This is a genomic window from Pseudomonas sp. 4CAES_32.4 (assembly GCF_058136335.1).
Genome location: NZ_CM176882.1, coordinates 186,396 through 210,633, shown reverse-complemented (window position 1 = coordinate 210,633; position 24,238 = coordinate 186,396). Strand labels below are relative to the sequence as shown.

At 61.0% G+C, this 24,238-nt stretch carries 21 protein-coding genes; 6 read left to right on the top strand and 15 right to left on the bottom strand.

Annotated features, from left to right (window positions below; all coding sequences use genetic code 11):
• Positions 1-62: 62 nt before the first annotated feature.
• The 7 genes from AC3Y64_RS00895 to AC3Y64_RS00865 all read right to left on the bottom strand — a co-directional run bounded on the left by AC3Y64_RS00895 (position 63) and on the right by AC3Y64_RS00865 (position 7,648).
• A complete protein-coding gene (locus tag AC3Y64_RS00895) occupies positions 63-1,568 on the bottom strand; it encodes a YdgA family protein (RefSeq protein ID WP_489986106.1) in 1,506 nt (501 codons plus the stop codon).
• A gap of 318 nt (positions 1,569-1,886) precedes the next feature.
• Positions 1,887-2,522: an NADH:ubiquinone oxidoreductase subunit N gene (locus AC3Y64_RS00890; protein WP_158959091.1), complete on the bottom strand. Its 636-nt coding sequence runs from the start codon at positions 2,520-2,522 to the stop codon at positions 1,887-1,889.
• Positions 2,523-2,615: 93 nt separating this feature from the next.
• Positions 2,616-4,058 carry an efflux transporter outer membrane subunit gene (locus tag AC3Y64_RS00885; protein ID WP_489986105.1) on the bottom strand — a complete coding sequence of 481 codons (1,443 nt, stop codon included), beginning with the start codon at positions 4,056-4,058 and terminating at the stop codon, positions 2,616-2,618.
• A complete protein-coding gene (locus AC3Y64_RS00880) occupies positions 4,055-4,957 on the bottom strand; it encodes an efflux RND transporter periplasmic adaptor subunit (protein ID WP_064389057.1) in 903 nt (300 codons plus the stop codon). The genes AC3Y64_RS00885 and AC3Y64_RS00880 overlap by 4 nt, the downstream gene beginning before the upstream one ends.
• Complete coding sequence (locus tag AC3Y64_RS00875) at positions 4,954-5,163, bottom strand: DUF1656 domain-containing protein (protein WP_007917703.1); 210 nt, start codon at positions 5,161-5,163, stop codon at positions 4,954-4,956. Before AC3Y64_RS00875 ends, AC3Y64_RS00880 begins: the two co-directional genes overlap by 4 nt.
• Positions 5,160-7,223, bottom strand: a complete 2,064-nt coding sequence (locus tag AC3Y64_RS00870) for an FUSC family protein (RefSeq protein ID WP_489986104.1) — start codon at positions 7,221-7,223, stop codon at positions 5,160-5,162. The genes AC3Y64_RS00875 and AC3Y64_RS00870 overlap by 4 nt, the downstream gene beginning before the upstream one ends.
• Positions 7,220-7,648 carry a MarR family winged helix-turn-helix transcriptional regulator gene (locus AC3Y64_RS00865; RefSeq protein WP_489986103.1) on the bottom strand — a complete coding sequence of 143 codons (429 nt, stop codon included), beginning with the start codon at positions 7,646-7,648 and terminating at the stop codon, positions 7,220-7,222. The genes AC3Y64_RS00870 and AC3Y64_RS00865 overlap by 4 nt, the downstream gene beginning before the upstream one ends.
• 200 nt (positions 7,649-7,848) lie before the next feature.
• Between AC3Y64_RS00865 and AC3Y64_RS00860 the strand changes: the two genes are divergently transcribed.
• Positions 7,849-8,127 carry a CopG family ribbon-helix-helix protein gene (locus tag AC3Y64_RS00860; RefSeq protein WP_158830279.1) on the top strand — a complete coding sequence of 93 codons (279 nt, stop codon included), beginning with the start codon at positions 7,849-7,851 and terminating at the stop codon, positions 8,125-8,127.
• Positions 8,124-8,405 carry a type II toxin-antitoxin system RelE/ParE family toxin gene (locus tag AC3Y64_RS00855; protein WP_489986102.1) on the top strand — a complete coding sequence of 94 codons (282 nt, stop codon included), beginning with the start codon at positions 8,124-8,126 and terminating at the stop codon, positions 8,403-8,405. The genes AC3Y64_RS00860 and AC3Y64_RS00855 overlap by 4 nt, the downstream gene beginning before the upstream one ends.
• A gap of 3 nt (positions 8,406-8,408) precedes the next feature.
• Here AC3Y64_RS00855 and AC3Y64_RS00850 read toward each other — a convergent pair whose 3' ends face one another.
• Positions 8,409-8,654, bottom strand: a complete 246-nt coding sequence (locus AC3Y64_RS00850) for a DUF2789 domain-containing protein (RefSeq protein WP_158959096.1) — start codon at positions 8,652-8,654, stop codon at positions 8,409-8,411.
• A 184-nt stretch (positions 8,655-8,838) separates the two neighbouring features.
• Here AC3Y64_RS00850 and AC3Y64_RS00845 point away from each other — a divergent pair, with 184 nt between their 5' ends.
• Both AC3Y64_RS00845 and AC3Y64_RS00840 read left to right on the top strand, forming a co-directional pair.
• Positions 8,839-9,369, top strand: coding sequence for an NfeD family protein (locus AC3Y64_RS00845; RefSeq protein WP_489986101.1), 531 nt, complete (start codon positions 8,839-8,841; stop codon positions 9,367-9,369).
• A 2-nt stretch (positions 9,370-9,371) separates the two neighbouring features.
• Complete coding sequence (locus tag AC3Y64_RS00840) at positions 9,372-10,130, top strand: slipin family protein (protein WP_003220464.1); 759 nt, start codon at positions 9,372-9,374, stop codon at positions 10,128-10,130.
• On the opposite strand, the gene AC3Y64_RS00835 is transcribed toward AC3Y64_RS00840, so the two are convergent.
• The 7 genes from AC3Y64_RS00835 to AC3Y64_RS00805 form a co-directional block, all read right to left on the bottom strand.
• Positions 10,096-11,070, bottom strand: a complete 975-nt coding sequence (locus AC3Y64_RS00835) for a sulfotransferase family protein (protein WP_489986100.1) — start codon at positions 11,068-11,070, stop codon at positions 10,096-10,098. The genes AC3Y64_RS00840 and AC3Y64_RS00835 overlap by 35 nt on opposite strands.
• On the bottom strand, positions 11,058-11,843 hold the full coding sequence (locus AC3Y64_RS00830) for an aspartyl/asparaginyl beta-hydroxylase domain-containing protein (protein WP_489986099.1): 786 nt from the start codon (positions 11,841-11,843) through the stop codon (positions 11,058-11,060). The genes AC3Y64_RS00835 and AC3Y64_RS00830 overlap by 13 nt, the downstream gene beginning before the upstream one ends.
• Entirely contained in the window at positions 11,840-12,445 is a 606-nt protein-coding gene (cysC, locus tag AC3Y64_RS00825; RefSeq protein WP_489986098.1) for an adenylyl-sulfate kinase, read from the bottom strand. The genes AC3Y64_RS00830 and cysC overlap by 4 nt, the downstream gene beginning before the upstream one ends.
• On the bottom strand, positions 12,429-13,946 hold the full coding sequence (locus AC3Y64_RS00820; protein WP_489986097.1) for a TolC family protein: 1,518 nt from the start codon (positions 13,944-13,946) through the stop codon (positions 12,429-12,431). The genes cysC and AC3Y64_RS00820 overlap by 17 nt, the downstream gene beginning before the upstream one ends.
• Positions 13,947-13,992: 46 nt before the next feature.
• The gene (locus tag AC3Y64_RS00815) at positions 13,993-20,409 is read right to left on the bottom strand and encodes an Ig-like domain-containing protein (RefSeq protein ID WP_489986096.1); all 6,417 of its coding nucleotides are present in this window, start codon (positions 20,407-20,409) and stop codon (positions 13,993-13,995) included.
• A gap of 56 nt (positions 20,410-20,465) precedes the next feature.
• On the bottom strand, positions 20,466-21,311 hold the full coding sequence (locus AC3Y64_RS00810) for a sulfotransferase family protein (RefSeq protein WP_489986095.1): 846 nt from the start codon (positions 21,309-21,311) through the stop codon (positions 20,466-20,468).
• 149 nt (positions 21,312-21,460) lie between these two features.
• Positions 21,461-23,041, bottom strand: a complete 1,581-nt coding sequence (locus AC3Y64_RS00805; RefSeq protein ID WP_489986094.1) for a glycosyltransferase family 39 protein — start codon at positions 23,039-23,041, stop codon at positions 21,461-21,463.
• Positions 23,042-23,280: 239 nt separating this feature from the next.
• Between AC3Y64_RS00805 and AC3Y64_RS00800 the strand changes: the two genes are divergently transcribed.
• On the top strand, positions 23,281-23,868 hold the full coding sequence (locus AC3Y64_RS00800) for a phage tail protein (RefSeq protein ID WP_489986093.1): 588 nt from the start codon (positions 23,281-23,283) through the stop codon (positions 23,866-23,868).
• Positions 23,869-23,924: 56 nt separating this feature from the next.
• Positions 23,925-24,236 (top strand): DUF6916 family protein, encoded by a 312-nt coding sequence (locus AC3Y64_RS00795; protein ID WP_489986092.1) that lies wholly within the window; start codon positions 23,925-23,927, stop codon positions 24,234-24,236.
• Positions 24,237-24,238 lie beyond the last annotated feature (2 nt).

Sequence of the window (24,238 nt, the reverse complement as noted above, 5' to 3'; positions counted from 1 at the left end):
ACAGCAAAACGCCCGGCGTCTGGAGGATCCAGAGGCCGGGCGTTGCTATTTAGAACGCAGAATTACTGCACTTGCGTGACGCCGGCGAACTTGCTCATCAGGAAGCCGACGAACTGCTCGACGGTCATCTTCTGGCCGTTGAATTCGACCTGATTGGCTGCGTAATGCAACTTGGTCACGACATTGGTTCCGTCGACGACGGCCAACTGCGAACCCACCGCCATGCCGGCGAACATGTCGGCGGCTTCCTTGGACTGATCGACGATGGCTTTGGCGTCAGTCTGGCCGTCCAGCTGCGCCTGCACGCTGAGCAGATCGACCAGCATCGGCTTGGACACCTGGATATTCAGGTCAAGCAGCGCAATCAGCTGTTTGCCCAGTTGATCCGGCGGCAGATCCATCGACTGCGGCTTGGTCAGGTCGATCACCAGGTTGGCCTTGCTCTCGCCGTTGGCGGTGTTGAACGAGAGGTTTTCCAGGGCAAACTGCGGGCCGGCGGCCAGCAGTTTCTGCAGGTCGGCTTTGACCTGAGCATTTTCAGCTTCGGTGAGGTTCAGCTCCGGAGCCGGCAAGCCTTGAGCAGCGGCTTCGGCAGCGGCTTTTTCATACGGCTGCAGTTTGGTCTGGTAGATCTGCATCAGCGACATCGTCGACGGGATGTCGAGGTTCTTCAGGCTCATGGCCATGTTGGCCGAGCCGATTTTCTTGTCGTTGAGGGATACCTCGCCAATCTTGTAATCGGCGCGACCGGAGGCACTGCTGCCGTTTTCTTCGGTGAGGTTCTTCATTTCAAACTTCTTCACACCCAGCACTGACTGCTTGGGCCCGAAGGTGGTTTTGCTGTCGGTCAGCTCCAGGGTGTTCTCGCCGGTGTAGTAGCCGAAGCTGCTCTTGGCGAGGTTGCTGGCCAGGGTCAGACCGTTGAGTTCGACCTGCACCGGCGCCTGATCTTCAGCCACGGTGACCAGTTTCAGGTTGTCCATGTAACCGTTGGCTTTGACCTTTTGCGCCTGGGCGCTGGCGGAGATGTCCATGGTCAGGCCAGAGAATTTCAGGCTCGATTGTTCGTCCAGCGCGGTTTCAAACGGCAGCAGTTCGAGGGTGCTCGTAGTGGATTCGTCGTAGCCGATGTTGGTCACGCCCTTGAGCGGCGCCGCGCCTTTGGTGGCAGCGAACCATTTTTCGGTGGCCGGGCTCTTTTCCAGTTCGTAATTGCTGGTGGCCATGACCGGCAGCCACTTCAGCGAAACCAGACGCGAGAACGGCAGCGGGCCGTGTTCGATGTGGTCGACTAAGAGCAATTCGACCGGCTTGTCGCCAAACATCTCGCCTTCGCCCTTGAGGCGGTAGTGCGCGGTGCTGGTGAAGGTGTGGCGATCGAGCGACACCAGTTCCAGCGACGCGGTGCCGTTGGAACCGGCCATGGCGGTCTGCAGCTCTTTGTTGGCGTTGCTGACGGCGTTGTTCAACACGCCTTCGATCTTGGTCCCGGTGTACCAGGCCCCGCCTGCGCTGATCGCGCCAATGGCAACAACAATTCCGAGGAGCACGCCTGCTGATTTATTCATGAATGACCTGATCGATTTCCGTGGCTGTGAGTGTGGTCGTCTTCCCTGAACCCGTGACCGGGTCGCGGCTCGACTCCGCTGAAATTAGCGATGGAGATTAGCACCGGGGGCGCAAGACGGCCCAATGTTTAAAGGTTAAAGAGTGTCTATGGGGAGAGTGGACAGTGAGCAGGCCGTGAGAGTTTCGCTGTTTTTGCGGACGCCATCGCTGGCAAGCCAGCTCCCACAACGATCTTCAGCGAACACAAATTCTGTGAACACCACAAAACCTTGTGGGAGCTGGCTTGCCAGCGATGAGGCCAGTCGATTCAGCGGGAATCAGGAATACTGAACCTCGATCTCATCCAGTTGATGATCAAAACTCTTCAACCGCGCCGTCCAGGTATAAACCAGCACTTCAAAATCCCGATCGATCACCGCACCGCCCGGCCCGTCGGCGCGCGGATCGCAGAAATCCAGTTGATAACGCTCGCGGGCCATGGCCGTGGCGACATCGGACAACTCGCGGGCATTGTTCAGCCAATGCCAGCCCTCGTTATCGATCTGCTTGTCGAGTTCCAGGCACTGCTTTTTCAGCGCTTCGAGGCTTTTTTCCAGCGGCGTGCCGGTGAGTTCGCCCATGACTTCGGCGAACGTGCGCCCCGGCTGCCAGTAGCTGCCCCAGAAATACCGGTCGAACACGGTTTCAACCCGGCGCAGGGCGACTTTGGTGTCCCAGATCAGTACCAGAGTCTTGCCCTGTTCGAGCTGGCGTTTCTTGACCCGCTGCACCTGAACCGATGCCCACGCCACCACCACAATTGCCATGACCGCGATCAGCGCGACAGCGCTGTCGAGAAAGACCATGGCCTTGTCGATCTGATGGGCCAGCATGATGCCGTAGAAATAGGTGGCCGATAGCAGCACCAGTGCTACCAGGGCACACCAGAAGCCGAGAGCGTAAGGGTTTTTCATTATTGGTTTCCCCTAGACCAGCGCTAGCAATGTGCGCTGGAAGGGTGCTTTGCACGGGGCGCCCTTCCAACACTTCAAAGCATAGCTATGGCCTCAGGGTTTGCTCGGGCTTGGAGCGTGCGTTCGTCCGCTTTCCCAACCGCCGCCGAGGGCGAGGAACAAATCGATCTGGCTCATCGCAACTTGGGTGTTGGCGGCGGCCAGTTGCGCGGTGACATCGGTATAGGTGCGGGTTGCTTGCAGGTCAGCAAGAAACGACTCGCGACCGGCCTGGAAGAAGCGGTGTGTCTGATCCGCTGCGAGTTTCGCTGACTGCTCGGCATCGGCCAGCGCATCACGGCGTTGCAGCAGCGCGCTGTACTGGGCCAGACCGGTTTGGGTTTCGCGAATGGCGTTGAGCACCACTCCGTCGAAATGTGCCAGGGCGCCTTGAGTGGTCGCTTCCGCTTCACGAATGCGCGCACGGGCGCCGTTGGTCGGCACTTTCCAGCTCAGCGACGGACCGAAGCCCCAACGGTTGGTCGATGGATCACCGAGGTCATCGAAAATACCGACGGTGCCGATGGTCGCGCCGATGCTGATGTCCGGGTACAGCTCACCGGTCGCTACACCGATCCCGGCAGTTGCGGCGGCCAGACGTCGTTCAGCCTGACGAATGTCCGGGCGACGCTTGAGCAGTGCGGCACCGTCACCGACCGGCACCAACTGGGCGATTCTCGGCAATTCGGCGCAAGTCGCGGTGCCGGCCGGCAATTGATCGACCGGTTTCGCCAGCAGCATCGACAGACGGAACAACCCGGCCTGACGCGCCGCTTCATAGCGCGGCATGTCGGCGCGCAGGGATTTGAATTGGGTTTGCGAACGAGTGACCTGGGTTTCATCGCCACGGCCAGCGTCGCGCAGACGCTGGATCAGCGTGGTGCCTTGGGACTGCAGGTCGAGGGAATGCTGGGCGATTTCGCGCTCTTCATTGGCTGCGCAGACCTGGGTGTAAGCGCGAACCACGTCCGCTACCAAAGTGATCCGGGCCGTATCCGCTGCGGCTTGCGTCGCGTCGGCATTGGCCTTCGCGCCTTCGATGCCACGTTGCAACGTGCCCCACAGGTCGAACTGATACGAGGCGCTGATGCCGATATCGCCGATATTCGCCACCGGGACTTTTTCCGGCAGCAAGAACGCCTGACCGGACTCCTGCAAACGCTGGGCACCCATTTTCACCCCGCCGCTCCAGCCACCAGCGGCCTCGGCCTCATCGACCTGAGCACGGGCACGCTGCAAATTGGCAGCCGCAACGCGCAGATCGGTGTTGGAAGCCATAGCCTGCTGAACCAGTTGATCGAGGCGCGGATCTTTATACAGCCGCCACCAGTCCGCCGGCACTGGCGCGGATACGACGGGTTTGCCGGCCACGGCGAGTTCGCCCTGAAAATCCTTGCGTTGCACTGCCGCATCTTCCGGCACGTGATAGTCCGGGCCGACCATCTGACACGCCGACAACATCACGCCCAACCCGGCGATCATCAGGGCCCTGCTCATTGCGCGGGCTCCTGCTTTTTATCGTCGACCTTTGAGTCTTCAATGATCGACACCGTGGCGGTACGCCCGGCGATCATGCGGAAATCTTCCGGCACATCGTCAAAGGCAATCCGCACCGGAATCCGCTGCGCCAGCCGCACCCAGCTGAACGCCGGGTTAACGTTGGGCAGCAGGTTGCTGCCGCTGGTGCGGTCGCGGTCTTCGATACCGGCGACGATGCTTTCGACATGCCCGCGCAATTTCGCACGGTCGCCAATCACACGGATATCCACCGACTGGCCGACATGAATGCCGTCGAGTTTGGTTTCTTCGAAATAACCGTCGATGTGGAAGGAATTGCTGTCGACCACCGACAACACCGGACGCCCGGCAGTGACGAATTCCTGCGGACGCGGCGCGCGATCGTTGACGTAGCCGTCGACCGGGCTGCGGATCACCGAGCGGTCGAGGTTGAGCTGGGCGCTGTCCACGGTGACCATGGCTTCGGCCAGTGCCGATTGCGCACGGGCAACCTTCGATTGGCTTTCTTCCAGCTGTTCGGCGGGCACCAGGTTGCCGAGGCCACGGTTACGCTTGGCTTCGCGCTGGGCCTGGGCGAGGGTTTCTTCGCGGTCGGCGACAGCCGCTTTGGCCTGACGCAGGGCCAGTTTGAAGCGATCCTGGTCGATGCTGAACAGCACTTGGCCGCGTTTGATCAGCTGGTTGTCTTTCACTTCAACCTGCTGGATCAACCCGGAGACGTCCGGGGCGATCTGGATGATGTCGGCGCGAATGTGGCCGTCACGGGTCCACGGCGCGAACATGTAATACATCACCATGCGCCAGACGAGGACAACGGCAAAAGTCACGATCAGCAGGGTCAGTACCACGCGACCGATGGTCAAAAACGGTTTTTTCATGTCATCAGGTATCGACTGAGTGAGTCCACGCCGTACAGAAGCACGGCGTAGAGGGCCACGTTGAACAATGCCCGGTGCCAGACCAGACGGTAAAAGTGCACGCGCGTAAGCACGGCATGCACCAGCAAAAACAGCACATAAGTGATGCCCATCAACACCAGCAGGGTCGGCAGGAATATGCCGCTGATGTCCAGATCACCGATCATAGGGGCGCTCCATCGGGCAGCGGTTCTTCGGGCTCGGCGCTGGAGACGAATTCGACGCCGGGCAGCAACGCCAGACGCAAACCGCTCAAGGCGTGCAACAGGTTTAGACGGGTTTCATCGTCGCCGTGGCCATTGAGTGCGCGACGGGTACGATCCAGGGTCATCAGCAAAGGCGCAGGCGCCGGCAAGCGTTCGCCAGCCTTGAGGCAGGCGCGAAAATACTCGCCGACTTCACTGACCACTTGCTGCAACAAAACGTTCGGCGCACCGGTCACCCGTGGCGTGTAGGCGAGCAAATCGAGCAAGTTCAGGCCGACGCGCACTTCGCGCATGGCGATGCCGGTGTCCTGACCGGTGAGCGCCAGACGCGGCAAGTGCTGCATCAGCCGATCAAGCAACTGCACACCCAGTTTCCGATGCTCGGCGAGGTTGGCCGGCTCGGTCATGTGGACGATGTCTTTCCAGCTGAAACGGGTCAGGCGCTTGGCCGCCAGTTCAGCACCGAAAGGGCGCGCCACCAGCGTCCAGATAAACGCGAACAACAGACCGATCGGCCCCGCGAGATTGGAGTTCACGAAGGCGAAAAAATCCGCATCGTAAGCGCCCTGAATACTGATGAACGACGAAGTGTTGACCAGCGTCAGCAGCATGCCGAGGTAGAAACGCGGCTGCACGGTGAGGGTGCCAACACAGATAAACGGGATGGAAAACGCCAGCACCAGCATCGGAAAGTCATGCAGGTTGGGCAGGATCAAAAACAGATAGAGGCTGGCGAACAGCACCGACATGCCGGTCCAGAAAAAGAATCGGTAAATCTGCGGCGCCGGGTCATCCATCGAGGCGAAGAAGCTGCACGCCACCGCCGCCAGAATCACCGCGCTGCCGCCGTCCGGCCAGCCAAGCAGAATCCACAGCACCGACGCGGTGATGATCGCCAGAATCGTCGAGGCCACTGAATACAGCATCAGCCCGCGATCGATGAACGGTGTCAGCCGACCAAGACGCCAGTGGCGATACACCGCGCGCCAGTTGTCCTGCCGTTCGCAGAGAATCGCGTCTTGCAAGCTGCGGCAGTCTTGCCACAAATCGATGAATTCACCGAGGCGATAGATCGAGTTGGAGAACAGCAATTGTCGGCGATCTTCCAGCGCTTCGGCGCTCGGTTGCAGGGCTTCGAGCTGATCTTTCAGCGCTTGCCAACGGTCGAGATCAGCGTCCTGATGACCGAGCCATTCGCGGGTCGCAACGAGCAGCGGTTCGAACTTTTCTACAAGCTCCGGCGTGCGCCGCTCGAGGGCGTAGAGCGAGTCTTCCAGCGCATCGATCACCGGCAATAGATGAATCATCCGCCCGCGCAATTCTTTGGTGTTGCGCACGGTTTGCGGTCGCGAGCCTTCGTGAGGCAACTGGCCGATCATCAATTCGAGGCTGTTGAAGTTGGCGACCATGGCCATGCGCAGCGCGGTGACTTCTTCGGGCTGCACGTCGCGGCTGAGGAATTTCAGGCTGTAGGTGGTGGCGTCGGCGAACCACTTGCTCACGGCATCGTTGAACACCGGCGCCAGACGCCGTGGCCAGAACATTGCGCCAACCACCGCCGCCACGGCGATGCCGAGGAAAATCTCTTCGGTGCGCGCTTCCGCGACGTCCCACACCGCCAGCGGGTTATCCACCACCGGCAAGGCAATCAGCGGCAAGGTGTAACCGGCGAGCATCAGCGCGTAGCTGTTGGCCGTGCGCAAATGCAGGGACATGAACAGCAGAATCCCCGTCCACAGCGCGATGACCACCACCAGCACATACGGGCTCTGCACGAACATCGGCACGAAAAAAACCGCCGCTGCCGCACCGAGAAAAGTACCGATCGCACGGTACAACGCCTTGGAACTGGTCGGGCCGAGGAACGGGCTGGAGACGATGTACACCGTGGCCATCGCCCAATACGGACGCGGCATTTGCATGAGCAAGGCGATGTACAGCGCGATCATCGACGCTGCAAAGGTGCGGATCCCGTAGAACCAGTCACGGGCGGGCGGAATGCCGGAGAAAAAACCGTTCAAGAATTGATCACCACAGGCGGATGGGCCGCCTCAAAAGCTCTGAGTACCCGAAGCGTAGCTTCCAGATCGCTCTGGTCGATGCCCTCAAGCACCTCATGACGCAGGCGCACCAGTTCGATCTCCACCGCTTGCACCAGTTCACGACCGGTATCAGTCAGGCTCAGACACTTGGCGCGGCGATCGTGGGCATCTTCGGTACGGCAGACGTAACCCGAATGACACAACTGATCGAGCAGACGCACCAGCGACGGACTCTCCATCCCGGCCGCCTGCGCCACCTGCACCTGCCGCACACCCTCGCCCAAACGGCCGATCATCAAGAGCGGCACGGCACAGGCTTCGGAGATTCCATAGTTGACCAGCGTGGTCTGGCAGATCTTCCGCCAATGCCTGGCGGCCACCACCATGGCACTGCTGATGTTCATTTGGAGAGCGTCGAGTTCGTTCGGCACGAGAAAATGCACACTGTTAGTTTGCTAACTATCAATATCGCATTGGAGGGGAATTTCAGTCAAGTTTTGAAACAAATTGCTCCATTGGTCGCCCGCCAAAACTCGAGCCTATTAACCTACGTACTGACGATGTATATACGTCGTCATTACCAAAATTCTGAAGGAGCCTGCAGATGTCAAAACAAGCCGTTTTTACAATGAAGCTTGAACCGGAGCTGCGTGAGCAGTTCATGGCGGAGGCGGAGGCATCTCATCGTCCTGCCTCGCAGATCATGCGAGAAATGATGCGTCAGTTTGTTCGCACACAGCAGGAAGCCCGAGAATACGAAGTCTTCCTGCAACGAAAAGTCGACCTCGCACGAGAATCGATGGCAGCCGGTGAAGGCGTTTCCAACGAGGAAGTTGAAGCGCAATTCGCCGCCAGGCGCAGGCAGGTAGAAAATCAAGGATGAAGATTATCTGGAGTAAAAATGCCGTACAGGATCGCGAAAAAATCTGGGATTACCTTCAGGCGGAAAATCCAGGCGCAGCGCTCGACATGGATCGCCGCTTCACCGAAGCGGCTTCGCGCCTGGCCCAAAACCCCAAAATTGGCCCGGTCGGCATCATTGCTGGCACTCGCGAATTAATTCCCCACCCCAGCTACCGTCTTGTCTACCAGTCAGATCAGGACGTGATCTGGATTATGGCGCTGGTTCATACGGCACGGGCCTGGCCTTTGCCTAAGTAGCGATTAGCCCGCCCGCCCCTTCCGCAACATCACATTCAACTGATCCACCACCTCCGCCCAATCGGCGTCATCCAGAATCTCGTCCCGTAAAAACTGCGACTGGCTCTTCGTCCAGAAAAACGCATCCGCCAAATGCAGCTCGGGTTTGAGCGGGGAGTGGGTGGCGATGAATTGGTCGATGCTGACCGGGTCGTTGTCCAGGCCGAGTTGTTTGAACAGGGATGGCAGGCTGTGAATGGGTTGTTCCATTGCTGAACTCCTTCAAAGATGTGGTGCGTGGTCTCAACTCCCCCGTGCCTTGGAGTCTAGTTCGGCGGGTATCTGATGCAGGGAAATCCGCTCGCCGGACATATCTTCACACTGATCAAAATTCAACCAGTACAACCCTCAACTAGACTGATAAAACCAGCCCATGACGCTCGCGGAGGGTCACGTGAACAGCCGTTGTTGTGCGTTTGCCTTGCTCCTGTTGCTCAGCGGCTCAGCGCTCGCTGCCGAAACTCCGCTGCCAGCAATGAGCCCCGTCGGCCTGTGGCTGATCACCTTGGGCATCGTCTTTCTGATCGCTGAAGCCGCGCTGCCCAATTACGGCGTGATTGGCCTGGGCGGGATCATCATGTTCGTCATCGGCGCGCTGATTCTGAGTAACGCCGAATTGCCGGTGCCGATGATGATTGGCCTCGGTCTGATCAGCGCGCTGTTGTTGCTCGCGCTGGTGATTCGCGCCCTGAAAACCCGCCCGCGCCATGCCGTCAGTGGCGATGCCGGCCTGCTCGGCAGCGTGACCGCGATCACCACCGTGCAACCGGATAACGCGCGCAACGGCTGGGTGCAATTGCAAGGTGAACGCTGGCAAGTGCTCAGCGCGACAGCCCTGCACACCGGGCAATCGGTGCGCGTGGTGGGTCGCAAGGGATTGTTGCTGCAAGTGGCCGCGACTGACGCGGCGCCGCTCGGAGAGTGATCATGGGTCTGCAAATCGGTTTTGTTGCGCTGCTGTTGTTGGTGATTGCCCTCGCCGGGTCGACGTTTCGCATCCTGCGCGAATACGAACGCGGCGTGGTGTTCCAGCTCGGACGCTTCTGGCAGGTCAAAGGCCCCGGGCTGATCCTGCTGATTCCGGTGGTGCAGCAAATGGTTCGCGTGGACCTGCGCACCGTAGTGCTCGACGTGCCGCCACAGGACGTGATCACCCGTGACAACGTGTCGGTGAAGGTCAACGCGGTGCTGTACTTCCGCGTGCTGGATCCGCAGAAGGCGATCATTCAGGTTGAAGACTTTCTATCGGCCACCAGCCAATTGGCGCAGACCACCCTGCGCGCGGTGCTCGGCAAACACGAGCTCGATGAACTGCTGGCCGAGCGCGAGCAACTGAACATCGATATCCAGCAAGTGCTCGACGCCCAGACCGATGCCTGGGGCATCAAGGTCGCCAACGTCGAAATCAAACACGTCGACCTCAATGAATCGATGGTGCGCGCCATCGCCAAACAGGCCGAGGCTGAGCGGGAACGGCGGGCCAAAGTCATCCATGCCGAGGGCGAGCTGCAGGCCTCGGAAAAACTCATGCAGGCCGCCGAGATGCTCGGTCGCCAGCCTGGTGCCATGCAGTTGCGCTATATGCAGACCTTGAGTTCGATTGCCGGGGACAAGAGTTCGACGATTGTTTTTCCGTTGCCGATTGAGTTGCTCAAGGGCATGGCGGATTTGTCCGGCAAGTCATGAGCTGGCGCAAGCGTTCGAGTGCTTCATAGGGTGCTCGGGTGCAATGACGCACTCGACTCTCCAGCAGCGCCGAAGCCTCGCGGCGTTTCTCTTCGCCATCGGCGACGAACGTTTGCGCAGGTTGTTTCGCGTACTGTGTTGCAGCGGCAAAAACCTGCTGTTGCTGTTCATCGTTCAAGCGGAAGAATCTCGCCAAACGCCCCGTCATCGCCTCCGGCAATTCGCTGTAATTGACCAGCAAACCGGCCGACTCCCGGCAATGCACGAGACCCGCGTCGAGCAGTCGCCCCAAACGACGGGCTATAAAATCTTCGCGCCCTTCGAAGGGTAAACCGTCCTCCAATACGCAATCGCCCAGCATCCCCGGCACCATGTGCATGCCTGGCCGCCGTAGATGAGAGACGGCGATCTCCAGTGGCTCGCGGTAGAGGAACAGCCAGGGTGTGTCGGCAAAACATTCCTGCAGCAACGGCCATTCGCCGATGTTCCAGGCATCAAGTTTGATCACCAGGCGTTGTTCACCACCGCGTCGACGCTGACCGTAAGCCGATAACAACCCGGTGATGGCGGCTCGGCGTTCGGTGGCCGGTAAATTGCTGCGCAACAAGGCGTCCAGCGGCGGCGGCTCGGACACCACGATGTGATCGTCGAGGCGTGCGAGCATCTGGCTGATCAACGTCGAGCCGCAGCGCGAGGCGTGCAAAATGAAGGCACTCGGTGGGAGCCCCGGACTCTGCGCCTGCCATTCGCTCAACGCCGATAGCGGCGTCTGGCGACGAAAGGCCAGATTGAACGGCAGTCGCAACGCATCATCGACGGCTTCGCGAAAAAACGGCTGATGCAACGGCGTGTCACCGAACCAGCACCAATCTACCTGCCACTGCCCGGCAAGCGGCCAGATACGAATGGGCAACCAGCCGTCGAAATTCAGTAACGCCATTGGTCATTCCATTGCCGGCGACCGCTGCGCATGGCGGCGCGCAGCTCTTCGCGAGAAAACCCCAGGCCCTGTTCAGCGGCCAATGCCAGCGTTCGGCTGATGAACACTTCCGGATCGTGCAGCCTCTGCAATTCGACAGACAGCAGGACATCCTCAGCCACTCGGCGCTGAAAACTTTGCAATGCAGTATCAGGCAAACCCGGCTCGGGCGTGTCCGGCAAGCCTTCGGCAATCATCTGCATCAACCAGGTACTGGGCCGACAATCGAGAACCAGGTGCACCCGCGCAGTGGTGTCGCGGTTATCCACCCGGTGCGCACGCGCGAGATCGAGAAACCAGCATTCCCCCGCTTTCATTGGCATACGTTGCCCGTCCAGGCAGAAATCGACTTGCGGCGGGCTGAGCAGCGGTATGTGCAAGCGCCAATCGGCATCCGGCCCCTCAAGATCATAATCGCGATGCTCATGAATCTGCCCGCCCGGACCCAGGCGCAGCAGGCGCGCGCTGACGATCTGCAGCGGCAGATCCTGCAGCGCCAGTGACCACCGAGGATCACGCTGCCAGGGCGGGCGCTGCTGGGGTTCACCGCGTCCGGGGGACAACTCGGTCAATGCATCGGCCGCTGAAATCAGTGCGACGCCGCTCCAGTCGCCCGAGAAATACTGCGTGTTGAAATGACCGCGCCAAGCCTCGTCGGCAATGGCTGCCAGCGCCTGCAACAGCAGCGGCAAATCGACCGTCACCGGCAACCGTGCGAAGGCCGGTCGTGTCATGTTTTGGGCAACACTGAACACTCGCCGAGCCAGGTCAGCAGACGATCAACGCAAGCTTCGACCGGTTGAGCACCGGTGTCGAGTTCCAACGACGCGTGCAGAGGCGGCTCATAAGGGGCCGAAACGCCGGTAAATTCGGCCAATTCACCGCGCCGCGCGCGCGCGTAATGTCCTTTCGGATCACGTTGCTCACACACTGCCAGCGAGGCGCTGCACCAGACCTCGCGATAGTCTTCACCCAAGCGCCGGGCGAACACTTCGCGCAGCTCGGCCAGCGGCGCAATCATCGCCAGAATCACGATCTGGCCGTTGTCCACCAGTAACGCGGCAAGTTCGCTGGCACGGCGAATGTTTTCCTGGCGATCCGCATCGCTGAAGCCCAGATCCCGATTGAGACCCACACGCAAGCTGTCGCCATCGAGCACCACACTGTGCCAGCCCCCCCCGAACAGCGTGGCGTGCAGCGCCTGCGCCAACGTCGATTTGCCCGCAGCGGGCAAGCCCGTCAGCAGGATCGCTGCCCCGCGATGGCCGTTGCGGGCCTCGCGTTGCGGGCGACTGACACTGGCGCACGGCGCCAGCACATCACTGCGCCGGGGCATGCGCCACCACGGGCACGGAGATATTCCCCGCCGCCCAGGCCGATTCGCGATTGGCCAGCGCAGTGGCGATAGACTGCACTTCGGTCGACTGCACTTGATCCGGCAGCGGATCGAGGCCGGCGCTGGCGAAGATCTGACCGTAGGCATTGCGCAAATCGGCGTATGACAGATCGCGGCGCAGGTCCGCTTGCAGGTTGTTCAACTCACCCTGAATCAGTTCCAGTTCACCAATGCCTGCCGCTTGATGGCGGTTACGCAACTGGTCGACGATTTGCCCGTCAATGTCCGACAGCTGCTGGTTGGTCTTGAACTGGCGCTTGGCTTCCTGGTAGTTGGCATTAGCCACATAGAGCTGCGCCAGCACAGCAATCGACATCGCCTGACGCCGGGCGCTGGCGACTTCTTCGCCGGCCTTGGCGACGTCAATCGCCGCCGGGGCGGAGATCACGTTGAACAGGTTCCAGGTGACTTTGACGCCATAGTCGGCCCAGCCCTGTTCGACGAGGAACGAGTTGCTGTCGTAATGCCCGCCAGCGGAAAACTCCAGACCGGGCAGCAAGCGCAGCATGGCTTTGCGCGTTTCGGCGGCGCTGATGCGCGTCTGGTAATCCTGCTCACGCAGTTCCGGGCGGCTGGTCAGGGCTTCTTGTTCAAGCTTGGCCAGATCGACCTTGAGTTCAGGCACCTGATAACCATCATCGGTGGCCAGGGTCAGGTCGGTGCCCAACGGCAGGTTGATCAGGGTCGCCAATTCGGTTTTCGCCAGCGACAGAGCACGCCGCTGCTCTTCCAGTTGCCGCGTGGCTTCGATCAGCGAGCGTTGATAACCGAGCGCTTGCACCGGGTCACCGATACGCTGACTGCTCATGCTTTCACTGTCGCGCCGGGCCGTGTCGACCCGCGCCATCAGGCTGTCGATCTGCTTGAGCAGACGCTCGGCCGCCATCGCCCGCCAATAGGCCGAGCGCACGTCTTGCACGATGGTGTTGATGACCTTGCGCCGACGTTCCTGCACGATCAGGCGCTGGTCGCCCTGCTGTTTGGCGCTGATGTAACTAACGCCAAAGTCGAGAACGTTCCAGACCATGGTCAGGTCGGCGACGTCACGGTCGCGATCCTGCGAGGTCGACGGTTCCAAGGACTGGGTGCCAGTGCGTACGCTCTGGCTGCTGGAAGCGTTGACGTTGTTGCGCCCGACGTAACCGGCGTCAAGCGCCATGCGCGGCAGCATGTCGAAACTGGCAAGGTCGAGCTGCCGCTTGGCCAGCGCTTCCTCCATGATTTTCAAACGGCCTTCGAGGTTGTATTTCACCGCGCGGGCCATGGCTTGATGCAAGGTTAGCGGACCGCGCAGAGGCTCCTGATCCTTGTACATGCTTTGCAGGTCGCTTTTGGCCCGCTGTTCACTGACGCTGCGTTCAATCGGCTCACTGGTCACTGCACATCCGCTGATCGCCAGCGCCAGCAGACTGGCGCCGAACAACTTCTGACTTCTTTTCATCCCTGGATCGCCCCTAGGTCCCGCACAGTGTTGAGTAGTTGTGTGTTCAGGCCGGAATTTCGCTGATGCCGACCTGTCGCAAAGCCGCCGCCAGGCTATCAACCCGCTGCTGCTCGCTGTCTTTGAGTTCTTGCAGTTGCTGCACCAGAGACGGTGCGGCGAATACGCCGCGCAACCCCTGAGAAACATCACCGGCCTTGAGCGACTGGCTGCCGAATGCGTTCACCGCATCCCGCTCGGCAGCACGGTCCTGACTGAACAGGCTCGCCAGTGTGCTGCTGGCGAATACGCCGCCATCACCACCGCCAAAACCGAGGAACCCGTGGCCGGAGCCATCGCCGCTGCTGTCACTGCTGCTGAACACTTGCGCGATGTAACTGCGGCTGAGAGCACCGTGATTGATGAAAATATCGCCAAGTGGACGAATGCCATTGCCGATCACCCGTTGTTCAAACAGCGGCGCAAAGGTCAGCGGTGAACCGAGTTCGCCGGTTGGCGGAGTGAAGATGAACGGTTGCAGCGGCACGTTTGATGGCGGTGCCGGCACCACCGGGTCGCTGCTGCGAACCAACGGATCCGGGATCACGACACTGGTCGGCACAGTTGGCACGGTGGGCGGCACGACCACCGGCACTGTATTGATCGCGTAGTTGTTGGAACTGCTGACACCGCTGCCGCTGTTGCCGGACGCATCACTGACTCCGGCACTGTTGACGCTGATCGCATTGCTTGAGCTGTTGACGTTGGCGTTCGGCGTCAGAGTGGCGGTCCAGGTTTTGCCGCCGTCGCTGCTGCTCAGGTTGGACAAGGTGCCGTTGCCGACATTGATGTCCGCCAGATCAAACCCGCTGACCGCTTCATTGAACGTAATGGTCACCAGCGACGTCTGGCCGAGGCCGATGTTCGGGTTGGCAATGACGACCGTCGCACTCGGCCGCTCGCTGTCGAGCGCGTAGTTGTTCGACACCGCCACTGTGCTGCCGACGTTGCCGGCCAGATCGGTGACATTGCTGGTGTCGAGCGCAATGAAGTTGCTCGGATCGCTGACATTGGCGGTCGGCGTGAACGTCGCGGTCCAGGTCTTGCCGCCATCGCTGCTGCTCAGATTGCTCAAATCGCCATTGGTCACGCTCAGGTCGGACAGGTCGAAGTTGCTCACCGCCTCGCTGAAGGTGAACGTCACCGTGGTGGTCTGGCCGATGCCCAAGTGGGGATTGGCGACCACGATATTCACCGTCGGCCGGGTCGCGTCGAGCGCGTAGTTATTGGAAATCGCAATGCTCGCGCCGAGGTTGCCGGCCAGATCCTGCACACCGGCCGTGTCGACGATCATCAGGTTGGTCGTGTCGTTGACGTTGGCCGTCGGTGTCAGCGTGGCGGTCCAGGTGATGCCGCCATCGCTGCTGGCCAGGTTCGACAGCGTGCCGTTGGCGACGCTGATGTCCGACAAATCAAAACCGCTGACCGCTTCACTGAAAGTGATGGTCACCGTGGTGGTTGCACCGATGCCCAGGCGATTGTCGGCGACCACGATGGTCGCGGTCGGCAGCGCCGTGTCGATGGCGAAATTGTTCGAAGCGGTGGTGCCGACGCCGCTGTTGCCAGAGGCGTTGGTCACGCCACTGTTGTCGAGGGTGATCAGGTTGCTGGTGTCGGTGATGTTGGCGGTCGGCGTGAACGTCGCTGTCCAGGTGATGCCGCCGTCACTGGAGGCGACGTTACTCAGGGTGCCATTGGCGATGGTCAGGTCCGCATTGGTGAAACCGCTGACAGCCTCGCTGAAGGTGATGGTCACCGTCGAGGTTTCGCCGGCCTTGAGCGCGGTATCCGCGACGACGATGGTCGCCGTCGGCACTTCGGTCTGCACCGCGTAGTTGGCCGAGTTGGTGATGCCGATGCCGGCATTGCCCGCCAGATCGCTGATGCCAGCGTTGTTCAGCACGATCAGGTTGGTGGCATCGCTGACGCCGATGGTCGGCGTGAAGGTGGCTGTCCAAGTGATGCCGCCGTCGCTCGACGAGACATTGCTCAGCGTACCGTTCGCAACGCTCAGGTCGCTGTTGTCGAAGCCGCTGACCGCCTCACTGAAAGTAATGGTGACGAGCGCGGTTTCACCGGGACGCAGATCGGTATCACTGATGACGATGGTGGCGGTCGGGCGCTGACTGTCGATCACGTAGTTGGCGGAATCGGTGGTGCCGCTGCCGGAATTGCCCGCGATGTCAGTGATGCCGGTGTTGTCCAGGGTGATGATGTTGCTGGTGTCGGTGATGCCCGCCGATGGAGTGAACGTCGCCGTGTAAGTGATGTTGTCCGAGGTGCTCAGCCCGGAGAGCGTGCCGTTGGCCACAGTCAGGTCGGCCAGGGTCAAACCGCTGACGGCCTCGCTGAAGGTGATGGTCACGATAGTGGTTTGGCCGACGCCCAGCGCTGAATCGGCGAGCACCACGGTGGCGGTCGGGCGTTGGGTGTCGATGGCGTAGTTGTTGGAGTTGGTGGTGCCATTGCCCGCGTTGCCGGAGGCGTTTTGCACGCCGCTATTGTCGAGGCTGATCAGGTTGGAGGCGTCGGTGATGTTGCTGGTTGGCGTGAAGGTCGCCGTCCAGGTGATACCGCCGTCGCTGCTGCTCACCGCCGACAGCGTGCCGTTGGCAATCGTCAGGTCGGCGTTGTTGAAACCGGTGACGGCTTCGCTGAAGGTAATGGTCACCAGCGACGTTTCGCCGATGGTCAGGCTGTTGTCCGCGACGACGATGGTCGCGGTGGGCGCCACGGTGTTAATGGTGAAGTTGCCGGAGTTGGTCGTGCCCGTGCCGGCGTTCCCGGCCAGGTCAGCGATACCGGTGTTGGCCAGGGTGATGATGTTGCTGGTGTCGTTGATCCCGCCGGTCGGCGTGAAAGTGGCCGTCCAGGTGATGCCGCCATCGGCGCTGCTGACCGCCGTGAGCGTGCCATTGGGGACGGTCAGGTCGGCGTTGGTGAAACCACTGACGGCTTCGCTGAAGGTAATGGTCACCAGTGTCGTTTCGCCGGCGCTCAGCGCGGGATCGGCGATCACGATGGTCGCGGTCGGCCGCTGGGTGTCGATGCTGTAGTTGTTCGAATCGGTGGTGCCACTGCCGGCATTGCCGGCGAGGTCGGCGACGCCGGTGTTGTCCAGTGTCACCAGGTTGGTGGCGTCGGTGATGTTCGCGCTCGGTGTGAACGTTGCCGTCCAGGTGATGCCGCCGTCCGCGCTGCTGACCGCCGTCAGGGAGCCGTTGGCGATGGTCAGGTCGGCATTGGTAAAACCGCTGACCGCTTCGCTGAAGGTGATGGTCACCAGCGAGGTGTCGCCGATTTTCAAGGTGCTTTGCGTGAACACCACGGTGGCGGTCGGGCGCACGGTGTCGATCGCGTAATTGTTGGAATCAGTGGTGCCGCTGCCGGCATTGCCCGCCAGATCCGCGACCCCGCTGTTATTCAGGGTGATCAGGTTGGTGGCGTCGGTGAGGCTGCTGGTCGGGGTGAACGTCGCCGTCCAGGTGATGCCGCCATCCGCGCTGCTGACTGCGCTCAACGTGCCGTTGGCAATGCTCAGATCGGCGTTGGTGAAGCCGCTGACCGCTTCACTGAAAGTAATCGTCACCAGCGAGGTTTCACCGATTTTCAGCGCGTTGTCGGCGACCACGATGGTCGCCGTCGGCCGTGCGGTGTCGATCGCGTAGTTGTTGGAGTTGGTGCTGCCAGTGCCGGCATTGCCGGACAGGTCATTGACCCCGGTATTGTCCAGAGTGATCAGGTTGGTCGCGTCGGTGACGCTCGTGGTTGGCGTCAGCGTGGCGGTCCAGGTGATGCCGCCGTCGCTGCTGCTCAGTCCGGTCAAGGTGCCGTTGGCCACCGTCAGGTCGGCGGCGGTGAAGCCGCTCACCGCTTCGCTGAAGGTGATGGTCACCACAGAGGTTTCGCCTACCGCCAGATTGGTGTCGGCAACGACAATGGTCGCTGTCGGTCGTACGGTGTCGACCACATAATTGGCCGAATCGGTGGTGCCACTGCCGGCGTTGCCGGCCAGATCCGCCACCCCGGTGTTGTCCAGGGTAATCAGGTTGGTGGCATCGGTAATGCTCGCGTTCGGGGTGAACGTCGCCGTCCAGGTGATGCCGCCGTCAGCGCTGCTGACGTTGGTCAGCGTACCGTTGGCAATGGTCAGGTCGGCGTTGGTGAAACCGCTCACCGCCTCGCTGAACGTGATGGTCACCAGCGAGGTGTCGCCGATTTTCAGGGCAGTGTCTGCCATCACGATGGTTGCGGTCGGACGTTGGGTATCGATCGCGTAATTGTTGGAATTGGTGGTGCCGACGCCAGCCACGCTGTCGGAGACCGCCGTCACCCCGGTGTTGTCGAGGGTGATGAGGTTGGTGGTGTCGGTAATGTTGTTGGTCGGCGTAAAGGTTGCCGTCCAGGTGATACCGCCGTCGGCGCTCGACACATTGGTCAGTGTGCCGTTGACAATGGTCAGGTCGGCGTTGGTGAAACCGCTGACCGCACGACTGAAGGTGATGGTCACCAGCGAGGTTTCGCCAATTCTCAGCGCGGTATCGGCGACCACGACGGTGGCTGTGGGTGGTTCCACGTAAGCGGTGTTGAGCGTACCGCCGTTGTTGTAGATCCCCACCAGTGCGCTCGGCGTCGTGCCGGTCGAACCACCGTTGGAAAGCCCACCGCCACCGCTGGCGGCGCCGTTGCCGCTGATCGCGGCAAAGTTGCTCGCGGTGATCAGCACCACGCCGCCATTGTTCCAGATCGCCCCGACGCCGCGACCGCCGGCACCGCCATCGGCACCGTTGCTGCCGACACCACCGCCACCACCACCGCCGCCGCCGGCAGCAATGTTGTTGCTGATGACCGAGGTGCCGATGACTTTCAGGGTGCCGCTCGAAGCGTTGTAGATACCGCCGGCCGCGTTGCCGCCGACGCCACCGACTTTGTCCCAGCCGGAACCGCCACCGCCGCCGCCAATGGAAAGGCTGCCATTGGTCGCCGACCCACCATTGCCGCCATGACTGTAACCGGCACCGGCGCTGCCGCCGTTGCCGCCGACGCCACCGGTGCTGCTGCCGCCGCGGCCACCCATGTCGGTCGGGCTGTAACCACCGCCATAACCACCGGCATTGGCACCGCCCGCGCCGCCGGCATAGGTGCCGGTGCCCGGGCCAGAAGTACCGCCATGGCCACCGGTCTGGCCACCGATACCCGCACCGCCGCCACCGCCACCGCCGACATAACCGCCGGTCACACCACCGCCACCACCACCGCCGGAAGCGGCGTTCGCGGTCACCGTCACGTTGTTCAGGGTCAGAGTCCCGGCGTTGAAAATGCCGCCGCCCATGGCCCCCGCAGCGGCTGAGCCACCATTACCACCGTTGCCCGCCACCAGGCCTTTGGTGATCACCAGCCCGTCGAGGGTCACGGTGTTGCCGGAGGTCACTTCCACCACGCGAGTCTTGTATTGACCGTCGAGGGTCACGTCGGCGACGCCGTCGTTGTTCAGGTCGCCATCGACGGTGATGCTCTTGTTGATCAGCAATTCAGAGGTGAGCTGAATGGTCATGCCGGAACTGAACGTGACGATGTCGCCGTTCTGCGCCGAAGCCAGCGCCGCGCGCAGCGAGCCGACACCCGAGTTGAGGTTGTTGGTCGCCGTCCAGGTGGCCAGGCCCCACTGGTACTCGCTCATGGCTTTGCTCGACAGCACGTTGGCGCTTTCGATGGTGCCGGTGGCGATCTCCAGATCCCAGTCGCCACCCACGCCGGTGCGGTTGTTCGATGCCGCCACGTCACGCCCGGTCAACTGCGCCAGCGAGTCGACGAAACTCAAGCCGCGATCGCCCTCGGCGGTATAGCAACCGTAGATCAGGATGTCGCCGCCGACGTTCATGTCCTTGCCGATTTCGCCGAGAATCGCGCTGCGTTGCGCGACGTTGTCGGCGGACAGATAGCTGTTGCCCAGCCACAAATCACCGGCATTGCCGTGGGCAATGATCTGCACCGAACTGACGCCGTGATGTTGATCAAGGTAATCGGCGATCTGCTGCAGGCCGTCCTTGGTAGCGTCGAGCTTGACCACTTGCGTGCCGGGCGCGATCCCTTGCAGCAGGGCGTCAGCATCCTTCACTCGTGAGTCGACGAAGACCACGCTCTGGCCCGGTACGGCAACAGGACTGGCGGCGGGGGCGGCGTCAGCCTGGCCGTGGGTGTCTTTGCTCGCGACCGGGTGATCGGCCGTGGGCGCCTTGGCCGCATCGGCAGCGGTCGGTGCATGGCTGTCTGCCTGCGCGGCAGTATCGGCGACAGTGGCGGCGACCGCGCCGTCGAACAACATGCGCGGCTCCAGCGACATGATCATCGGCGATGCCAGCGAGCGCTGACCTTCGGTTGTCCGTGACTTGACCTTCGCACCGCCAAAAAGAGACCACCACATGTTGCTCACCCGAACTCGAACGTAAGTACGTAAGGCATCAATGAAAAACGCCGCGATCAGTTGATCGCGGCGTCGGACTTCATACGAATGACATTGGCGGCGCTGGCAGAACCATCGAGCCAAAAGGACAAATCGGCGTATTGCTTGAACAGGTCGGGCGGCAGAATCGTCCGGCGGGACTGCAAGACCACCTTCGGTTTGACCTTGTGCAGGCCAGCCAGGCCAAGGCTTTGGTCGAACTCCGGCGCGTCATAGGCCAGATGTTCGAAGTCGTGCTCGAACCATGGTTCGCCGATAAAGGCGTAAACCAGCCGCAGTACCCGTTCCGGGGCTTGGGTCAGCAGGTCGTAGTCGACGATCAGCAAGGAATCGGCGTGCTCGCCGTAATAGGCTTCCTTGAGCGCCGCCCAGGCAAAACCGACCAGACGGTTGCGCTGGGCGAGGGTTTCGCAACGGCTGTAGACGGTATTTCGTTCAGCGGTATCGGCGAACAGTTTGGTGTTTTCGTAAGGATTGGCGCGGTACAGCCGCTCGAGGCTGTCCATCACCCACGCCACATTGCGCACGCAGGCGATGACTTTAGCCTGGGGAAACAGGTCGTTGAGCGCAGGCAGGCGCGAGCTCCACTGCCGGTTGGTGTCGAACACCACAGGCTTGTCGGCTTTGTCGGCGTAGAAAGATTCGAACAAGCCCCGCAACAGACGGCGGCGCATGGCGGTGTCGATCACCGCGCCGTATTCGCTGCCGGCACTGCATTGTTCAAGGACGCTGGAAAACAGCGAACCGACCGGGCTGGTCATGCCGGCATGAAAGCGCGGGTTCTGCAGCAGAATCGCAGAAAGCAGGGTCGAGCCTGAGCGCGGCAAACCGGAGATAAAGTGGAACTGCTGCAATCCCTTCACCGTAATCGAAGTCCTTTTGTCCGGCAAAGCGTAGTTCAACGGCAGCCCTTGCGCCTAGTAGTGTTTTGATATCACTCAGAGCAAAAAGAACTAGCTTGGTAGTTTTTTATCGCGAAATTGAAGATGAATCGATTTAGTCATCTCAACACTCATTGGACCGATGAAGCCGGCACAAGTAATCGCGCCTGTTCACCCCCGGCATGAAATTCTGCGCTGACCTTCCACGTCACCGGCAAAGGCAAGAATTCCGCCGGATCGTCGAGCGTTCCGACCAGCCACACCCGCTGATTGCCCGCCAGTTCGCCAAGGCTGTCGAGATACACGTCTTCGCTGACCAATGCGCCAAATCCATACTCGTTCGGACGGGTCGAGCGCCCTTCTGCAGCAGGCGGCGTGAACAGGCGTATGTGTGTGCCGGTGCGATCGTAGTAGACGTAGCTCAAATACCAGAGCATGTCGCTGGTGACGATGCGGTCACCGGTCTGGAAGTGCTGGTTGACGTAATCCACCACGTGGTCGAGCTGGTCGTTGCTGTCGACCATGGCGTTGTTGTTCAAGCCGGCCAGTTCGACGCCGACCAGCGACACCAGCACCGCCAGCGCCAGTAGCCGAACACGGCTGTACAAGCGGTCGATGGCCAGTGCCGCGAGCATCGGCAGCCCCATCGCATACGCGGTCAAGTAACGCTCGATGAACACGGGCGTGATGAACGACACCGCAAACACCAGCAGCAGTGGTAGTCCGGTGTACAGCGCGAGCAGTACACTGCCGCGCGACACACTGCGATCACGCATCACCGCCACCGTTCCCAGCACTAACAGTGCCAGTGGCATGGCGCCGAACACCACCCACGGCAAATGTTCGCCATCGTCCTGCAACAGCCACGTCCACAGCATCGAAGGCAGCGAGGCCAGCGTCACCGGATCTTCCCAGCCGACATCTCCGCCGACCTTGAGTTGCTCCATGTGTTGCATCAGATTGAACAGCTTCGGCAGCCAGGGCAGGTACAGCGCGGCAATGGCCAGGTTCGCCAGCCACCAGCCCGGGCGCTGGACATGCCGCAAGCGATAGCCACGCTGGATACGAATCAGCCCCAGATAAGTCCAGTGACACAGCGCTGCCAGCACGGCGAAGTAGTGGGTATAGAGCGCCGCGCTCATCAGCAGCGCATAAACCACCAGATAGCGATGGCGTTGCGGGCGGCGAATCCAGTAGACCAGCGCCAGCGTCGCGGCGAGCAGCAACAAACCGAGCAGCGCATACATGCGGACTTCCTGGCTGTAGCGCACCGCCGTTGGCAACAGCGCCAGCAGCAGACCAGTGATGATCGCGGCGCGGCGCGTGGCCAATCGATCCACCAGCCAGATGCCAACGCCAACTGCCGCAATTCCCGCTAGCGCACTAAGACCGCGCAGGGCAAAAATGCCGTCGCCGAACAGTTCGATCCAGCCGTGCAGCAACATGAAATACAGCGGCGGATGCACATCGAAGGCGGCGTGATTCCAGATTTCCTCCAGCGAATAGCGCGCCAGCAACAAACTCGAGCCTTCATCACCCCAGATGGCGGCGGCAGTCAGATCGTAGAACCGTACAGCCGTCGCCAACAACAGAATCGGCAGTAGCCAGTGCTCCCTTGCCCAACGGATCAGACGCAAGCCGCCAAACCACGAACCCGGCGTCGCGTGTGGATCCTGGGTGTCGCCCATCGGCGTAACTCTGTTGAGCGCCATTGTTTCCTCTTGCCGTGCCAAAACACCACGCCTCATGAGCCCGAGCCTGCCAGTCACTCTAGGTCAGCCGCGCAAGAATCGTCGATGCCGATTTGCGACTTCACGACATCCGGCAACCTTGCCAATCCGCGTCTACGCTTCGGCGTGGCGTGAACTGGCCACGGAGTGCCAAGGCAACATCAGCAGCCCGGACACCAACGATGGCCCGCCGATAACCAATCAGAAGGGATGAGGATTTTATGGAAGTTTTCTTGGGTAATGTTCAGATGTTTGCCTTCAACTTTGCCCCTAGAGGATGGGCGCTGTGCAACGGTCAGATCATCGGAATCAATCAGAATCAGGCGCTTTTTTCGTTGTTGGGGACAGTGTACGGCGGTAACGGCCAGCAGACTTTCGGGCTGCCCAACCTGCAGAGCCGTTTGCCGGTCTGTCAGGGGAGTGGCCCCGGCCTTACGCTACGGGTCATGGGGGAAGTCTCCGGCACCGAGCAAGTCACCGCTACCATCAACAACTTGCCAAACCACACCCACACCCTCGCTGGTCTCACCGCCACCACCACCGTGCAACTGGCCAATCCGGCGAGCAATCCGGCAGGCGCGCCAACGGCTACCAATGCCTATATCGGTGCTTCAGGTACAGGGCCGGGGCTGGCCAATATCTTCTCCGATGCCCAGGGTGCTTCGCCTGTTCCCCTCAAAGGCGCTGCGACCAGCATCAGCGGGACCATCACGCCCACCGGCAACGGCCTGCCACTGCCGATCATGAACCCTTATCTGGTGCTCAACTTCAGCATCGCACTGGAAGGCATCTTCCCGTCACGCAATTAACTGACGACCGGAGGGATCACATTCCTCCGGCTCCCCTCCTTGCTGGAGTAACAACCATGCTGCAAGCGGTTCAAAGCCGACATTTCGAGGCCCTTCAGGGCCGGGTCGGCACCCTGCATCTGCCCGATGGCAGTGCGCTGCAAATCCACATCGGTCAACTCGAAGAAAAGCCCCTGGCGAAAATGCGCTACAGCGAACGCACGCCGTTCAGCGTTGAATTGAGCAGCCTGGAACCGACGGAATTTGTCGATGGATTGTGTGCGCTGGAGTTGCCGGAGCTGGGTCGGGTGGACGGCATCTTCGTATCGCGGGTGCCGCCGATGGGGCGGGATCCGGTGCTGGGTTATTTCCACATCGTGTTCAACTGAAC

What these genes read in the sequence shown, in the direction of transcription:
- AC3Y64_RS00850 (WP_158959096.1), bottom strand. Translation starts at nt 8,654, where the DNA reads ATGGAACAACCCATTCACAGCCTGCCATCCCTGTTCAAACAACTCGGC.
- AC3Y64_RS00890 (WP_158959091.1), bottom strand. Translation starts at nt 2,522, where the DNA reads ATGAAAAACCCTTACGCTCTCGGCTTCTGGTGTGCCCTGGTAGCACTG.
- AC3Y64_RS00805 (WP_489986094.1), bottom strand. Translation starts at nt 23,041, where the DNA reads ATGGCGCTCAACAGAGTTACGCCGATGGGCGACACCCAGGATCCACAC.
- AC3Y64_RS00855 (WP_489986102.1), top strand. Translation starts at nt 8,124, where the DNA reads ATGAAGATTATCTGGAGTAAAAATGCCGTACAGGATCGCGAAAAAATC.
- AC3Y64_RS00820 (WP_489986097.1), bottom strand. Translation starts at nt 13,946, where the DNA reads ATGAAAAGAAGTCAGAAGTTGTTCGGCGCCAGTCTGCTGGCGCTGGCG.
- AC3Y64_RS00840 (WP_003220464.1), top strand. Translation starts at nt 9,372, where the DNA reads ATGGGTCTGCAAATCGGTTTTGTTGCGCTGCTGTTGTTGGTGATTGCC.
- AC3Y64_RS00865 (WP_489986103.1), bottom strand. Translation starts at nt 7,648, where the DNA reads ATGAACATCAGCAGTGCCATGGTGGTGGCCGCCAGGCATTGGCGGAAG.
- cysC (WP_489986098.1), bottom strand. Translation starts at nt 12,445, where the DNA reads ATGCCCCGGCGCAGTGATGTGCTGGCGCCGTGCGCCAGTGTCAGTCGC.
- AC3Y64_RS00885 (WP_489986105.1), bottom strand. Translation starts at nt 4,058, where the DNA reads ATGAGCAGGGCCCTGATGATCGCCGGGTTGGGCGTGATGTTGTCGGCG.
- AC3Y64_RS00830 (WP_489986099.1), bottom strand. Translation starts at nt 11,843, where the DNA reads ATGACACGACCGGCCTTCGCACGGTTGCCGGTGACGGTCGATTTGCCG.
- AC3Y64_RS00835 (WP_489986100.1), bottom strand. Translation starts at nt 11,070, where the DNA reads ATGGCGTTACTGAATTTCGACGGCTGGTTGCCCATTCGTATCTGGCCG.
- AC3Y64_RS00815 (WP_489986096.1), bottom strand. Translation starts at nt 20,409, where the DNA reads ATGTGGTGGTCTCTTTTTGGCGGTGCGAAGGTCAAGTCACGGACAACC.
- AC3Y64_RS00800 (WP_489986093.1), top strand. Translation starts at nt 23,281, where the DNA reads ATGGAAGTTTTCTTGGGTAATGTTCAGATGTTTGCCTTCAACTTTGCC.
- AC3Y64_RS00875 (WP_007917703.1), bottom strand. Translation starts at nt 5,163, where the DNA reads ATGATCGGTGATCTGGACATCAGCGGCATATTCCTGCCGACCCTGCTG.
- AC3Y64_RS00880 (WP_064389057.1), bottom strand. Translation starts at nt 4,957, where the DNA reads ATGAAAAAACCGTTTTTGACCATCGGTCGCGTGGTACTGACCCTGCTG.
- AC3Y64_RS00895 (WP_489986106.1), bottom strand. Translation starts at nt 1,568, where the DNA reads ATGAATAAATCAGCAGGCGTGCTCCTCGGAATTGTTGTTGCCATTGGC.
- AC3Y64_RS00795 (WP_489986092.1), top strand. Translation starts at nt 23,925, where the DNA reads ATGCTGCAAGCGGTTCAAAGCCGACATTTCGAGGCCCTTCAGGGCCGG.
- AC3Y64_RS00860 (WP_158830279.1), top strand. Translation starts at nt 7,849, where the DNA reads ATGTCAAAACAAGCCGTTTTTACAATGAAGCTTGAACCGGAGCTGCGT.